General features: G+C 64.8%; 14 protein-coding genes. 9 read left to right on the top strand and 5 right to left on the bottom strand.

All coding sequences use genetic code 11. From position 1 onward, the window contains the following. Window positions 1–14 precede the first annotated feature (14 nt). Complete coding sequence (locus QQK18_RS01490) at window positions 15–944, top strand: 2-hydroxyacid dehydrogenase (RefSeq protein ID WP_284338504.1); 930 nt, start codon at window positions 15–17, stop codon at window positions 942–944. Further along, window positions 941–1,567, top strand: coding sequence for a glutathione S-transferase family protein (locus QQK18_RS01485; protein ID WP_284338503.1), 627 nt, complete (start codon window positions 941–943; stop codon window positions 1,565–1,567). The genes QQK18_RS01490 and QQK18_RS01485 overlap by 4 nt, the downstream gene beginning before the upstream one ends. Here the strand turns inward: QQK18_RS01485 and QQK18_RS01480 are convergent. Beyond that, on the bottom strand, window positions 1,557–1,937 hold the full coding sequence (locus QQK18_RS01480) for a cupin domain-containing protein (RefSeq protein ID WP_284338502.1): 381 nt from the start codon (window positions 1,935–1,937) through the stop codon (window positions 1,557–1,559). The two genes, QQK18_RS01485 and QQK18_RS01480, sit on opposite strands and share 11 nt — an antisense overlap. Window positions 1,938–2,090: 153 nt before the next feature. On the opposite strand from QQK18_RS01480, the gene QQK18_RS01475 reads away from it, so the two are divergent. Beyond that, window positions 2,091–3,734, top strand: coding sequence for an alpha-glucosidase (locus QQK18_RS01475; RefSeq protein WP_284338501.1), 1,644 nt, complete (start codon window positions 2,091–2,093; stop codon window positions 3,732–3,734). Window positions 3,735–3,887: 153 nt separating this feature from the next. Here QQK18_RS01475 and QQK18_RS01470 read toward each other — a convergent pair whose 3' ends face one another. From QQK18_RS01470 to QQK18_RS01460, 3 genes are read right to left on the bottom strand one after another with little or no spacing between them, the layout of a single operon-like run. After that, window positions 3,888–4,187 (bottom strand): hypothetical protein, encoded by a 300-nt coding sequence (locus QQK18_RS01470; RefSeq protein ID WP_284338500.1) that lies wholly within the window; start codon window positions 4,185–4,187, stop codon window positions 3,888–3,890. A gap of 53 nt (window positions 4,188–4,240) precedes the next feature. Next, window positions 4,241–5,299, bottom strand: a complete 1,059-nt coding sequence (locus tag QQK18_RS01465; protein WP_284338499.1) for an AbrB family transcriptional regulator — start codon at window positions 5,297–5,299, stop codon at window positions 4,241–4,243. 4 nt (window positions 5,300–5,303) lie between these two features. Beyond that, entirely contained in the window at window positions 5,304–6,473 is a 1,170-nt protein-coding gene (locus QQK18_RS01460; protein ID WP_284338498.1) for a M20 aminoacylase family protein, read from the bottom strand. A gap of 254 nt (window positions 6,474–6,727) precedes the next feature. Between QQK18_RS01460 and QQK18_RS01455 the strand changes: the two genes are divergently transcribed. From QQK18_RS01455 to QQK18_RS01435, 5 genes are all read left to right on the top strand, one after another. Beyond that, window positions 6,728–7,489 carry an electron transfer flavoprotein subunit beta/FixA family protein gene (locus QQK18_RS01455; protein ID WP_284338497.1) on the top strand — a complete coding sequence of 254 codons (762 nt, stop codon included), beginning with the start codon at window positions 6,728–6,730 and terminating at the stop codon, window positions 7,487–7,489. Then, window positions 7,489–8,433: an electron transfer flavoprotein subunit alpha/FixB family protein gene (locus QQK18_RS01450; RefSeq protein ID WP_284338496.1), complete on the top strand. Its 945-nt coding sequence runs from the start codon at window positions 7,489–7,491 to the stop codon at window positions 8,431–8,433. The genes QQK18_RS01455 and QQK18_RS01450 overlap by 1 nt, the downstream gene beginning before the upstream one ends. Window positions 8,434–8,500: 67 nt before the next feature. Then, entirely contained in the window at window positions 8,501–9,685 is a 1,185-nt protein-coding gene (locus QQK18_RS01445) for an amino acid aminotransferase (RefSeq protein ID WP_284338495.1), read from the top strand. Window positions 9,686–9,813: 128 nt separating this feature from the next. Further along, on the top strand, window positions 9,814–10,467 hold the full coding sequence (gene fsa, locus QQK18_RS01440; protein WP_284338494.1) for a fructose-6-phosphate aldolase: 654 nt from the start codon (window positions 9,814–9,816) through the stop codon (window positions 10,465–10,467). Between the two features lie 245 nt (window positions 10,468–10,712). Then, complete coding sequence (locus QQK18_RS01435) at window positions 10,713–11,780, top strand: Mrp/NBP35 family ATP-binding protein (RefSeq protein ID WP_284338493.1); 1,068 nt, start codon at window positions 10,713–10,715, stop codon at window positions 11,778–11,780. A gap of 84 nt (window positions 11,781–11,864) precedes the next feature. Here the strand turns inward: QQK18_RS01435 and QQK18_RS01430 are convergent, their stop codons facing one another. After that, window positions 11,865–12,308, bottom strand: a complete 444-nt coding sequence (locus QQK18_RS01430) for a hypothetical protein (RefSeq protein ID WP_284338492.1) — start codon at window positions 12,306–12,308, stop codon at window positions 11,865–11,867. A 152-nt stretch (window positions 12,309–12,460) separates the two neighbouring features. Here QQK18_RS01430 and QQK18_RS01425 point away from each other — a divergent pair, with 152 nt between their 5' ends. Beyond that, on the top strand, window positions 12,461–13,777 hold the full coding sequence (locus QQK18_RS01425; RefSeq protein WP_284338491.1) for a GH1 family beta-glucosidase: 1,317 nt from the start codon (window positions 12,461–12,463) through the stop codon (window positions 13,775–13,777). Window positions 13,778–13,783 lie beyond the last annotated feature (6 nt).

Here is a 13,783-nt window from a genome sequence, read left to right as displayed (position 1 = left end):
GCCTCCGGATCCCCATGGCCATTGATCTCCTGCAAACCCACAAGCTGCTCGACAGCTGCGAGGCGGCGCTTGCCGAGCGCTTCACCGTCCATAAGCTCCACGAGGCACTCGACAGGGCAGCACTCATTGCAGAGATGGCGCCAAAGGTGCGCGCCATCGCCGGCGGCAATGTCGATGCCGCGCTGATGGACAGTCTTCCCAAGCTCGAGATCATCGCTAATTTCGGCGTCGGCTACGACACCATTGATGCTGCCGCCGCCAAGGCCCGCAAAATCAGGGTGACAAACACGCCAAACGTGCTCAACGACGCGGTGGCCGAGCTGACGGTCGGCCTGATGATCGCGCTTGCCCGACGCATTCCTCAGGGCGACCGGTTCGTGCGCGAGGGCCGGTGGCCGTCGGGCAATCTCGGGCTCTTTTCCGAGCTCACCGGCAAGACCGCCGGTATCCTCGGCCTCGGCCGCATCGGCAAGGAGATCGCCACCCGCCTGCAGGCCATGAAGATGCGCATCGTCTATCACGGCCGCCATCGCCAGGACGGCGTCCCCTACGTCTATTACGACGACCTCGCCGAAATGGCCCGTGACTGCGACTGGCTGGTGATCATCGCGCCGGGCGGGCAGGGCACGCAGCGCATCGTCTCGCGAAAGGTGCTGGAGGCCCTGGGACCTGAAGGCATGCTGGTCAACATGGCGCGCGGCACCCTGATCGACGAGGCGGCGATGCTCGAGATGCTGCAATCCGGTGCGCTCGGCGGAGCCGCCCTCGACGTCTTTGAAAACGAGCCGAACGTGCCCGAGGGGTTCCTCGCCCTCGACAACGTCGTCCTCGCGCCGCACCAGGGCAGTGCCACCCATCAGACGCGCCAGGCGATGGGGGCGCTGGTCGTTGCCAATCTCGACGCCCATTTCGCCGGCGATCCGCTATTGAGTGCTGTGGTATGACCGATCTGATCCTTTATGGAGGCAAACGCTCCCCGTTCGTGCGCCGGGTCGAACTCTGGCTCGCCCTGCAGGAGCGCGCCTACGTGCGCCGGCCTGCCGACATTTTCGGTGCCGAGTTCGAGGTGTTCCGCGCTTATAACCCGCTGAGCCGGGTGCCGGTACTCGTCGTGCCGGACCTGGCACCGCTCATCGAGACCGCCGCCATCGTCGATTTTCTCGAGACTACGGCGCCGCCGGAACGACGGCTCATCCCTGCAGGTGGTGACGAGCGCGTCGGCTGCCAGCAACGCATCGCCCTCGCCAACGCACTGGCGGAAAAGGGTGTCGCCTATGTCTACGAGACCGAGCGGCGCCCGGGCGAGTATCAATGGCCCCAATGGCGCGAGCGCCTGGCCAGCCAGATCCGTTCGGGCATCGAGGCTCTGGAGGCACGGGCGCCCGCTGACGGCTGGCTGGGCGGCGAGACGCCCGACGGTTCCGACCTCGCGGCGATCGCGACTTTCGATTTCCTCTGCGGCATCGCCGACCTGCTGGAGGACCTCGCCCTGCCTCGCCTGTCGACACTCTCCGGGCGCAGCCGGGCCATCGAGATTTTTGCCGCCACGGTGCCGGTCAAAGGGTAGACGATGCGGTCCCGTACTGCGCGTTCTCTTCCTCGTCGAGGAAGGTCTGCGCGATGGTGCCGTTGTCGTGGATGCACATGATCTCGAGCCGACCTTCGCCGATGTTCTTGAACCCGTGCGGTACGTTGGGGCCGACGACGGCGACGTCGTTCGGGCCAGCCTCTATCGTCTCGTCCCCCGCCGTGATGCGGGCGCGTCCCTGCCTGACGATCCAGATCTCGGTATAGGAGTGCACATGCAACCCCGGACCCTGTCCGGGATCGTTGTCAACAGCAAAGAACGAGACGCCGGCGCCGTGGTCGCCGCCTTCGAACTTGATCGTGCGGCTCTTGGTCTGCGGCCGGTCAGTGGCGCGGATCACATGCATCATCGGCACTTCCTCCCTGTTGCATGCCTGCATATTTGCAAAGCAATCGCCACGATTGCCAGTAGGCACCGGTAACTTTCTGTCCGCACGGGGTTTTCCTGGCGTGAAGCGATCCTCTAGGCTCGCCCGACCGACAAACCATACAAGGAGACGGCCATGCGCGAGTGGTGGCGGGGCGGCATCATCTACCAGGTCTACCCACGCTCCTTCCAGGACAGCGACGGAGACGGCATCGGCGATCTGCCGGGTATCATCTCCCGGCTCGACCACATCGCCAGCCTCGGGGTCGATGCCATCTGGCTTTCGCCCATCTTCCCTTCGCCCATGGACGACATGGGGTACGACGTTTCCAACTATGTCGATATCGACCCGCTCTTCGGCTCGCTCGAGGACTTCGACAGCCTGGTCAAGCGCGCCCACGAGCTGGGGCTCAAGGTGATCATCGACCAGGTGCTGAGCCATACATCGGATCGTCATCCCTGGTTCATGGAAAGCAAGTTGAGCAGGGACAACGCCAAGGCCGACTGGTACGTCTGGGCCAACCCGCTCCCCGACGGCTCGCCGCCCAACAACTGGCCCTCGATCTTCGGTGGGCGCGCCTGGGAGTGGAACTCAACGCGCCGGCAGTACTATCTGCACAACTTCCTCATCTCCCAGCCGGACCTCAACTTCCATAATCCCGAAGTCCAGGATGCGGTGCTTTCTACCATGCGCTTCTGGCTTGACCGCGGCGTCGACGGCTTCCGCTTCGACACGGTCAACTTCTATTTCCACGACGCCAACCTGCGCTCCAATCCAGCGCTGAGGAAACCCGAGCACCTGCCCTATGCGGTCAACCCGTACGACATGCAGCACCACAAATACTCCAAGAGCCGCCCGGAGAACGTCAATTTCCTCAAGCGCATCAGGAAGCTGATGGACGAGTTTCCCGGGACGACCACCGTCGGCGAAGTCGGCGACAGCCACCGGCCGGTTGAACTCATGGCCGAATACACCTCGGACGGCGATAAGCTCCACATGTGCTATTCGTTCGAGTTCCTCGGCCCCCAGTTCACCGCCACGCATTTCCGCAGCCGCATCGAGGGCTTCTTCAAGAAGGGACCTGACGGCTGGCCGTGCTGGAGCTTTTCCAACCACGACGTCATGCGCCACATGACTCGCTGGGCGCCCTATAGCGTCGATCCCAAGGATCTCGGTCAGCAGGCGGCGGCGCTGCTGATGTCCTTGAAGGGCTCAGTCTGCATCTACCAGGGCGAGGAACTGGGCTTGCCCGAAGCCGAGCTGCTGTTCGAGGAGCTGACGGACCCGCCCGGCATCCGCTTCTGGCCCGACTACAAGGGCCGCGACGGCTGCCGCACGCCCATCCCCTGGGACGCGGGCAGGGCACCCAACGGCTTTACCACCGGCAAGCCTTGGCTGCCGATCAAGCCCGAGCTTTCGGTCCTCAACGTCGCCGGGCAGGAAAAGGAAAGCGATTCGCTCCTCAACTTCTACCGCACCTTCATCGCCTGGCGGCGCGGGCACTCGGCGCTGATCGATGGCGACATCGCGTTCCTGCGCCTGCCTGAGCCGCTGCTGGGTTTCCGGCGATCGGGCGACGACGGGCAGAGCGTACTCTGCCTCTTCAACCTCTCGCCCGAAGCGAAGGTCTTGAAACTATCCGGTGTGGGGGGCGGACTCGAGCCCGTGTCCAGCGCGGCGAGCCTGGATGGCAGGACCCTGGCGCTTGGGCCGAACGGTTTCGCGTTCGTGGTGGAGGCGAAGGACAAACCGGTGAAGGCGAGCACGGCGGGCAACTAGAGCGTTTCAGCAAAAGTGGATACCACTTCTGCGGTTCGAGAACGCGACAATGCAATAACCTAGAGCTCTTCCCGTTCCGATTCCATCAGAACGGGAAGAGCTCTAGGCCCGTCATTCACCGGTGACGCGGAAGAGGCAGCGTTCCGGTGTCCCTCAGAACACCTGCCGGTAGGTGTCGGGATCGTAGAATTCCATGCGCGAGCCGCCGCCGGGCTGACGTACATAGGCGCGGATGCAGCCGTTCCAGCGATCGACACCGGACGCGTCCACACCGCGGCGGCGCAGTTCCATCAGGTCGAGGGTATTGCGCTCCTCGACCGAGAGTTTACCCCACGAGAGACCGAACTCGAATTGCAGTCCGTTGTTGGTGCCGACGCAAAGGGGTGCCGCCTCAACCGGCCCCGCCGCAAGCAAGGTAAGAACGGAAACGACAGCGAAACGCTTGATCGACATAGCTAGAACCTCCGACGCGCGAACCTTCGCGCGCAATTGTGGCAAAGTACGGCTCATTCGCCTGGTGCAGCACGCCGTTCGGAAAGACGCAGCAGCATGACGACGGTCGGAATGGCAAAGCTGAGGAGCAGCAGCCGGATGACATGGTGGGCAGCGATGAACGCCGTGTCGTAGCCGAGTGCAATGCCGAGCGCACCCATGCCTTCGAGGGCGCCGGGCGCCAGGCCGATCCAGATCTGACCGAAAGGCATGGCAACGAATGGGCTCGCGGCAAGGGCGACGACGGTGGTGATGCAGATGGTCAGCCCGGTCGCGATCACGCCGCCGAAAGCCGCCCGCAAGAATTCGCCCCGGCCGATGCCCGTAAAGCGCGAGCCGATAAGCGCCCCTGTCATGATGAAGGTTGCGATGACGAGGGGAGGAGGCATGGCCGCGTCGAACATGCCCCCGAGTTTGGCGGCCGTCGCCGCCGCCATCGAGCCGAGGACGAAACCCGCCGGCACCTTGAGGCGGGCGAAGATCCAGCCGACGAGCGCGCAGCCGGCGCCTAGCAGGAGAAGCGTCGGCATCGACATGACCTGCGGTGCGGGCTGGGCTGGAAAGTGGTCGATGGGCAGGAAAAGGGTGCCAACGGGCACCGCGACGGTCAGGATCAGGATGCGGATGACCTGGATGATGACGATCTGCCGCGCATCCCCGACGCCCGCGGCCGCGATGCCCATGACGAAGGAGAGGTGCCCTGGAAAGGAGGAGAGATAGGCCGTTCCGCGGTCGAGCCCGAAGAAGCGCGCCATGACCCAGCCGATGATGGCGATGATCAGGACAAGTTCGATAACGAGCGCGGCGAGGGTCACCGGCCATTGCCCGATGAGCTGCAGGCTGTCGGCAGCGACATTTGCGCCCATCGACATGCCGATCAGAACGAAGGCGACGTCGCGCACCTTATCGGGTATGCCGACCGGCGCACCGGCCATGGCGGCAACGGTCACCGCCAGCGCACCGCCCATCAGCCAGCCCGCCGGCAGGCCGAGGAAATGTCCGGCAAGGCCTCCGGCCGCCGAGATGGCGAAGGTCAGGGCCGTGCGCGCCGTGGCCACCGCAACTGCGTTCATGGCATCACGCCGCCGGCAGGGCCCTCTCGACCAACCGCACCCAATAACTGGCGCCGAGTGGGATGGCCTCGTCGTTGAAATCGTAGGTGTCGGTGTGAAGTTCACTCGACGGGCCGTTGCCGATGAAGATGTAGGCGCCGGGGCGCTTTTCGAGCATGAAGGAAAAGTCCTCGCCGCCCATGGTGGCATCGACCTCCGGGTCGACACGATCGGCGCCGACGATGTCGGTGGCGACCGCCGCGGCAAATCGGGTCTCGGCGGACGTGTTAACCGTGACCGGATAGCCCGGCAAGTAGCTGAAGCGTGCGGTCGCACCGAAGCTCGCCGCGAATGCCGGCACGAAGGCCGAGAGCTTCTCGGGCAGGAAGTTGCGCGTTTCCGGATCGAGCGCGCGTAGCGTGCCCTTGAGCCGTGCCGTGCGCGCGATGACGTTGAACGCTTCGCCCGCCTCGATCACCGTCACCGACAGCACCGCCGGGCGCATGGGATCGATGTTGCGCGAAACCACCGTTTGCATGGCCGTGACGAGCTGGGCGGCAACGATGACCGGATCGATAGTGGCATGCGGGCGTGCCGCATGGCCGCCCTTGCCCTCGATGTCGATGGTGAACTGGTCGGTCGCGGCCATGATGCCGCCTTCGCGGATAGCGAAATGGCCGAGCGGAATGCCCGGCATGTTGTGCATGCCGTAGACTTCCTCGATGCCAAAGCGCTCCATCAGCCCATCCTTGACCATTTCGCGCCCGCCGCCGCCACCCTCCTCGGCCGGCTGGAAGATGATGATGGCCTTGCCCGAGAAGTTGCGCGTCTCTGCCAGGTACTTGGCCGCCCCGAGCAGCATGGCTGTGTGCCCGTCATGCCCGCAGGCGTGCATCTTGCCGGGCACGGTGCTGGCATAAGGCTTGCCCGAGCGCTCGTTGATCGGCAATGCGTCCATGTCGGCCCGCAGTCCGATCACCTTGCCTTCACCGCCATTGCGCCCGTTGATGACGCCGACGACGCCGGTGCGGCCGATGCCGGTGATCACCTCGTCGCAGCCGAACTGCTTCAGGAGCTCCGCCACCCGTCCGGCCGTGCGCTTTACGTCGAAAAGGAGTTCGGGATTGGCGTGGAAGTCCTGTCGCCAGCCGGCGATCTCGGTCTGAAAATCGGCAATGCGATTGAGTACGGGCATAAGCGGTCCGCGTCGGAAGGGATTTAATGTCAGTGTCGCTGTCCCAATGCGGACAGTCAACACGTTGAAACGGCTTGCGATGGCAGACTAGCTGCCTTTTGACCGCAAGGCATCCCCGAAAGCATCGTCGACCGTTGCGTCCGGGCAGGCTTTTCCAATCGCTGCTGGCGCCTATGGACGTTTTTTTCGCCACCGCGCTTGTCGCGCCGCGCCTGATTTGCCAGAACCCTGCGAACGTTATCTGGAGTGGCTCCGTGAAGAAGATCCTCGTCGCCGTCAAGCGCGTGGTCGACCATAATGTGCGCATCCGCGTGCGTCCCGATGGTTCCGGCGTCGAGACCAACGGCGTGCGCATGTCGATGAACCCCTTCTGCAAGCACGCAGTCGAGGCGGCGGTCAGCCTCATGGAGGCGGGCAAGGCCGAAGAGGTGGTCGTCGTCTCGGTCGGCCCCAAGGCTTCGACCGACGTCATTCTGACTGCGCTTGCCATGGGGGGCACGCGCGGCATTCTGGTCGAGACCGACGAGGCTCTCGAGACGCTGGCCATCGCCAAGCTGCTGGCCGCGGTCGTCAACGAGGAGAACCCGGACCTGGTGCTGCTCGGCAAGCAGGCGGTCGACGATGATTCCAACCATGTCGGTCAGATGCTCGCCGGCCTCCTCGATTGGCCGCAGGCAACCTTCGCCTCCGCCATCGAAGCGGAAAACGGCGCCCTCGAGGTCAGCCGCGAGGTCGACTACGGCCGCATGAGCGTATCCGTGCCCTTGCCGGCGGTCGTCACCGCCGACCTGAGGCTCAATACGCCGCGCAATGCGGCTCTGCCGATGGTGATGAAGGCGCGCAGCAAACCTCTCGCTTCGCGCCCTGCCGGCGCATTCGGCGTCGATCTTTCGCCGCGCCTCGCCATCGAGAAGGTCTCGCCGCCGCCCGAAAGGGCAGGAGGCCGGATCGTCGCATCGGTTCCCGAGCTCGCTGCGGTCATCGCCGAGGACATCGCCGATATGGAGTCGCTCTGATGGCCGTCCTCATTCTCGCCGACCATGACCTTGGCCACCTCTCTCCCTCTACCACCCGCGTCGTCAACGCGGTCGCTGAACTCGGCCCCGTGGACCTGCTCGTTGTTGGTGACGGCGTCGACGGCGTTGCCGCAGAGGCGGCCGCCATCGCCGGTGTGCATCGCGTGCGTATCGCGCAGGATGCGGGGTTCCTGACCCAGTCTGCAGGGGCGGTGGTGCCGATCCTTGCTGATCTCGCCGAAGGCTACACCCACATCGTCGGTTCAGCTGGCGCAGTCGGCCGCGATGTCTTCCCGCGCCTTGCCGCGCGGCTCGACCTGATGCCGGTCACCGACGTGGTCGCCGTCCTCGGGCCCAACCGTTTCGTGCGGCCGATCTACGCGGGCAATGCGCTCGAGACCGTCGTCTCCGGCCAGGAAAAGCATCTCCTGACCATCCGCGCCTCGGCATTCCGGGCCGCTGCAGGCGGCAACGAGGCGGTGATCGAGCCGGTGGACCATGGCGACGTGACGACGCTCGCCAAGTTCATTGCCGCGCATCGTTCGCAGGGGGATACGCCGGACCTCGCTACCGCCCAGATTGTGGTGGGCGGTGGCGTATCGGTCGGCTCGCCCGAGGGCTTCAAGCTCATCGAGAGCCTGGCCGCCCGGCTGAGCGCCGCGGTCGGCGCTACCCGCGCGGCCGTGGACGCGGGCTATGCACCCAACGACTGGCAGGTGGGTCAGACCGGCAAGATCATCGCTCCGGACCTCTATATCGCCATCGGCATCTCCGGGGCCCTGCAGCACCTGGCCGGTATCCAGGGCGCCAAGAAGATCATCGCCATTAACACCGACGCCGAGGCGCCGCTTATCAAGCTCGCCGACGTCTCGCTCGTCGGGGACCTCTTCGAGGTTATTCCGGCGCTGATTGCCGAGCTCGACAGGCTCGGCATCAAACGCTGATGGACTTTCCCCGATACCGCCTATAGGCGGTTTCCCACTCCCTGACTCGCTTCCAGAAACGGACAACATGTTCGAGACCCTCTCCAAGGCCCCCGGCGACAAGATCCTTGCCCTGATGGGCGAGTTTGCCGCCGATCCCCGCCAAGACAAGATCGACCTCGGCGTCGGCGTCTATAAGGACGAGAACGGCGTCACACCGATCATGTCGGCGGTCAAGAAGGCCGAAGAGACAATGCTGGCCGCTGCCAAGACCAAGACCTATCTCGGCATGGCCGGCAACAAGGGGTTCGGCGCGGCGGTTCTCGACCTGGTGCTCGCCGGCAGCGTCGAACGTGATTGGGTGCGCATCGCCCAGGCGCCGGGCGGAACCGGCTCACTCTGGGTTCTGATGCAACTCGTCAACCGCGCCCGTCCCGGTGCGACGGTCTGGGTCTCGGACCCCACCTGGCCCAACCATCCACCCATCGTCCATAATGCGGGGCTCGAGGTTGCAACCTATCCCTATTTCGACGCGGAAACGCGCGGCGTGAAGTTCGAGGAGATGCTTGCCTGCCTCGATGCGCTGGGCAAGGATGACGTCGTGCTGCTGCACGGCTGCTGCCACAATCCGACCGGCGCCAACCTCACCAACGCACAGTGGGACGCGGTCGCCGCCTCGCTCGCCCGCACCGGCGCATTGCCGCTCATAGATCTTGCCTATCTCGGCTTCGGTGACGGGCTTGCAGAGGATGCTTACGGCACCCGCAAGGTCGCGGCCAGCGTGCCCGAGGCCATGGTCGCATTTTCGGGATCGAAGAATTTCGGCCTCTATCGCGAGCGGATCGGGGCAGCCATCCTTGTCGCCCGCGACGGGGCCATGGCCGACATCGCCAATTCGCAGATGCTCGCCGGCATCCGCGCCAGCTACTCCCAACCCCCCGACCACGGCGCCGAGATCATCCGCACAATTCTCGAAGACAAGACGTTGCGTGCCGAGTGGGAGGCTGAGCTGGACGCGACCCGGGCGCGGATGATCCGCCTGCGAGCAAAGCTCGCCGAGGCCATCCGGCAGCGCTCCAACGCCAACGACTTCGACTTCATCGCCGAGCACCGGGGCATGTTTTCGCTTCTGGGGCTCCCCGGCGAGACCGTCGATCATTTAAAAGTCACCAACGGTATCTATATGATAGGGGACAGCCGCATCAACGTGGCGGGCATCCCTGAAGACCGCGTCGGCGTCCTTGCCGACGCCCTGATCGCGGCAATCAAGTAGCCATCCCGTCAATTCGCCTTGCGGCATTGGGACGCCGTGCTATTGATCGCCCGAACGGACCGACCTTCAGCGTGACCCGGCCATGTCGGCCTCGCGCTTTGGACAAAGTGAGAAAGTTGGAGGGAACTATGAAGTTCTTCGTTGACACTGCGGAAATCAGCGAGATCCGCGAACTCTATGAAGCGGGGCTGCTGGATGGTGTCACCACCAATCCCTCGCTCGTTGCCAAATCCGGCCGTGACTTCAAGGAAGTGGTCAAGGAAATCTGCGGCGTCGTACCGGGCCCGGTCTCGGCCGAAGTCGCCGCGACGGACTATGAGGGGATGCTGGCCGAAGGTCGTGTGCTCGCCGCGCTCGCGTCGAACGTCGTCGTCAAGGTGCCGCTTACCTTTGCCGGTCTCAAGGCCTGCAAGACATTCCGCGAAGAGGGCATCAAGGTCAATGTCACCCTCTGCTTCTCGCCAAACCAGGCGCTGCTGGCCGCCAAGGTTGGTGCGACCTATATTTCGCCCTTCATCGGCCGCCTCGACGACATCAATACCGAAGGAATGGAGCTGATCGAGCAGATCCGCACCATATACGACAACTACAATTTCGAGACCGAGATCCTCGCCGCCTCGATCCGGTCGCCCAACCACGTCACCCAGGCCGCGCTTGCCGGCGCGGACGTCGCGACGATTCCGGCTGCAGTCATCAAGAAGCTCGCTTCCCATCCGCTGACCGACATCGGACTCGAGAACTTCGTCAACGACTGGAAGAAGACGGGCCAGTCGATCGTCTAGGCCGCAAGGCCAGGGTCTCGGTCGGCAGACCGTAGACCCCTCACCCTGGCCCTCTCCCCGGAGGGGCGAGGGGACGCTGGGGCCGACGCCGAGCTTCACCTCGCCCCTCCGGGGAGGGGTCGACGGCCCCCGGGTCGCGTCGCGCCCGAGGACAGGCTCCGCCGGCGGGTGAGGGGCGTTCCCTGGCGGGTCCCCGTTTCCGGTCCCGAAGAGCCGGGCGAAGGAGCCGGGCAAAGGAACTGCGCATGGCCGATACCGCACTTGCCGCCCGCATAAAGTCTGCGCTCGCCGCCGTCGAGATCCCCGGCGGCGGGCCGCTCGCTGGCTATGGCGGGCTCTCCGATATCATCGTCACCTCCAACGCCGTCGCCTTCGCCATCTCCGTCGCTCCGGGCATGGAAGCCGCCTTCGGGCCGGCGCGCGAGGCCGCGCAGAGAGCCGCCGAGGGCGTGGCCGAGGGCCGCAAGGTCATGGTCTCGCTGACCTCCGACCGGGCCCCAGCCACCGGTCAGGCTGCCGCGAGCGGACGTCCCGGTCCGCCGCCCAAACAGTCGGTGCCCGGCGTTCGGCATGTTATTGCCGTGGGCTCGGGCAAGGGCGGAGTCGGCAAATCGACGGTCGCCGCCAACCTTGCTCTTGCGCTTGAGGCCGAGGGCCTAAAGGTCGGCCTCCTCGATGCCGATCTTTATGGGCCCTCCGTTCCCCGTCTCCTCGGCCTCGAGGGTAAGCCGGCCGTGCGCGAGGACGGCATCTTTTCGCCCCACGAGGCGCATGGGCTGAAAGCCATGTCCATTGGGGCCATGCTCGATCCTGGCCAGGCCGTGGTCTGGCGCGGCCCCATGGCGACCTCGGCGCTGCGGCAATTGCTGCGCGAAACCGACTGGGGCGGGCTCGATGCTCTCATCGTAGATTTGCCGCCCGGCACCGGCGACATCCACATCTCGCTCTTCCAGCAGACAGAGGTTTCGGGCGCCGTTATCGTCTCGACTCCGCAGGAGCTGGCGCTTTCCGACGCGCGCAAGGCGATCGACATGATCCGCCGCATGGGCGTGCCGCTCCTCGGCCTCATCGAGAACATGAGCTTCTTTATCGCCCCGGACACCGGCAAACGCTACGACATCTTCGGCACCGGCGGCGCCCGGCAGGCCGCCGGTGACCTCGGTATACCGTTCCTCGGCGAGATCCCGTTGGTCATGTCCATCCGCGAAAGGTCCGATGCCGGCACGCCGGTGATGATCGCCGAACCCGACGGGCCCGAAGCGCAAGCGTTTCAAGCGATTGCTCAGAAAATTCTGGCGAGCGTCGGGAAGTGAACTTGTCCATTATTCGCCGCGCCGACTGCTGGGGCGCCGCCACAGGCTAGCGGTCGGAACCGTGGGGCGGTTTATGCACCTGCGTCAGGCAAGCCCATGCTCCCTGAGCACGGCCTGCTCGTCCGGCGTGACCCAGGCGAAGATCTTGGGCGGACCCTCGACAAAACTGACGAAGTAGACGTTCTCGAAGCGGATGGTGCCCGCTACCCCGTCGTTCGGGCGTTTGTAGCCGAATCGCCAGGAGACGCGGGCCATGGTGTGGAGGTCGTCAATTGGGGTGGTGGCGACACCCTCGACGATGAACTCGGTGGCGCCCATGCGGCGGTAGTTCTCTACGCCTGCGGCGATGATATCGCCGAAATCCTCCTTGGCCTCGCCGCCCATGATGCCAACAGGGCTCGCGCCAACGAAGTAGCCGGCGTAGCAGGCTTTGAGCGCCTTCGTGTCCGGATGGCCGGACTTGACCCCCGCGTCCATCAACTGGCCGTACTCCATGAAGAAGTCCCGCGCGCGATCGGCCTTTTCCATGGTTTCAACCTCCTTGCTCACCTCACCGGCAGGAGAACGAGCGTCCCTCCCCACGGGTTGCCGGGTCCCGACCTGCCTGCTATGCAATCGATTTCATAAGTCGCTGCCCAGGGCGTCCGCGCACCTGGGTTTCCGCCTGTCCCGGAGGTCTCATGTTCTCGCTCTCGCGTTCGGATTTCGGCTCCGACTTCGTTTTCGGCTGCGCCACGGCCGCCTATCAGATCGAGGGCGGTCAGGCCGACGGTCGCGGCACCTCCATCTGGGACACCTTCTCGGCAACGCCCGGCAATGTCCATGGCGGCGACACGGGCGCTATCGCCTGCGACCACTACAATCGCTGGCCCGAAGACCTCGACCTCATCGCCGATGCCGGCTTCGACGGCTATCGCTTCTCGTTCGCCTGGCCGCGGCTGATCCCGGAGGGCACTGGCGCCGTCAACCAGGCGGGCCTTGATTTCTATGACCGGTTGATCGACGGCATGCTCGAACGCGGCATCAAGCCCTTCGCAACGCTCTACCACTGGGACCTGCCCTCGACTCTGCAGGACAGGGGCGGCTGGATGAATCGGGACATCGCTGGCTGGTTCGCCGACTATGCGACCCTCATCGGCGAGCATTTCGGCGACCGCCTGCATGCGACGGCCACTATCAACGAGCCGTGGTGTGTTGCCTTCCTCAGCCATTACCTCGGCGTCCATGCTCCCGGATACCGGGATCTGCGTGCCGCGGCCCGCGCGATGCACCACGTCCTCTTCGCCCACGGTACCGCCATTGGCGCGCTGCGGGCGCAAGGCGTCAAGAACCTCGGCATCGTCACCAATCTGCAAAAGTGCGAGCCGGCTTCCGAGAGCGAAGCGGATGCTGCCGCCAGCCACCTCTTCGACGGCGTCTTCAATCGCTGGTATCTCGATGGCGTCTACAAGGGCCAGTATCCCGCCGACATCGTCGAACGCCTCGCGTCCTATCTGCCCGAGCGCTTCGAGGACGACATGGGTGTCGTCTCCGCCCCGCTCGACTGGGCGGGCATCAACTACTATTCGCGCTCGCTGCTCACCGAGGATTCGGACAATCCGGTCTTTCCGGCAAAGCCCGTGGACGGTCCGCTGGAAAAAACCGAGATGGGCTGGGAGATCTATCCGCAAGGCCTCACCGACCTCCTGGTGCGCGTCTCGCGCGACTACACCGACCTGCCGCTATACGTCACCGAGAACGGCATGGCCGAGGTCGAGGGTGACGACGACCCGCGCCGGGTAAAGTATTACGAAGACCATCTGAGGGCCGTCCTTGCTGCACGCGAGGCGGGCGCGGATGTGCGCGGTTATTTCGCCTGGTCCTTGCTCGACAACTACGAATGGGCCGAAGGCTATAACAAGCGCTTCGGCCTGGTGAACGTCGATTATGCGACGCAGGCGCGAACGGTAAAGTCGAGCTACCGGGCGTTCCAGGGTATGTTGCACAACACCAGGTGAGGTGAC

The sequence above is a fragment of the Devosia nitrariae genome (assembly GCF_030160115.1).
Lineage (GTDB): Bacteria > Pseudomonadota > Alphaproteobacteria > Rhizobiales > Devosiaceae > Devosia > Devosia nitrariae.
The sequence above is the reverse complement of the archived record's forward strand: the minus strand, read 5'-3'. Positions and strand labels throughout refer to the sequence as shown.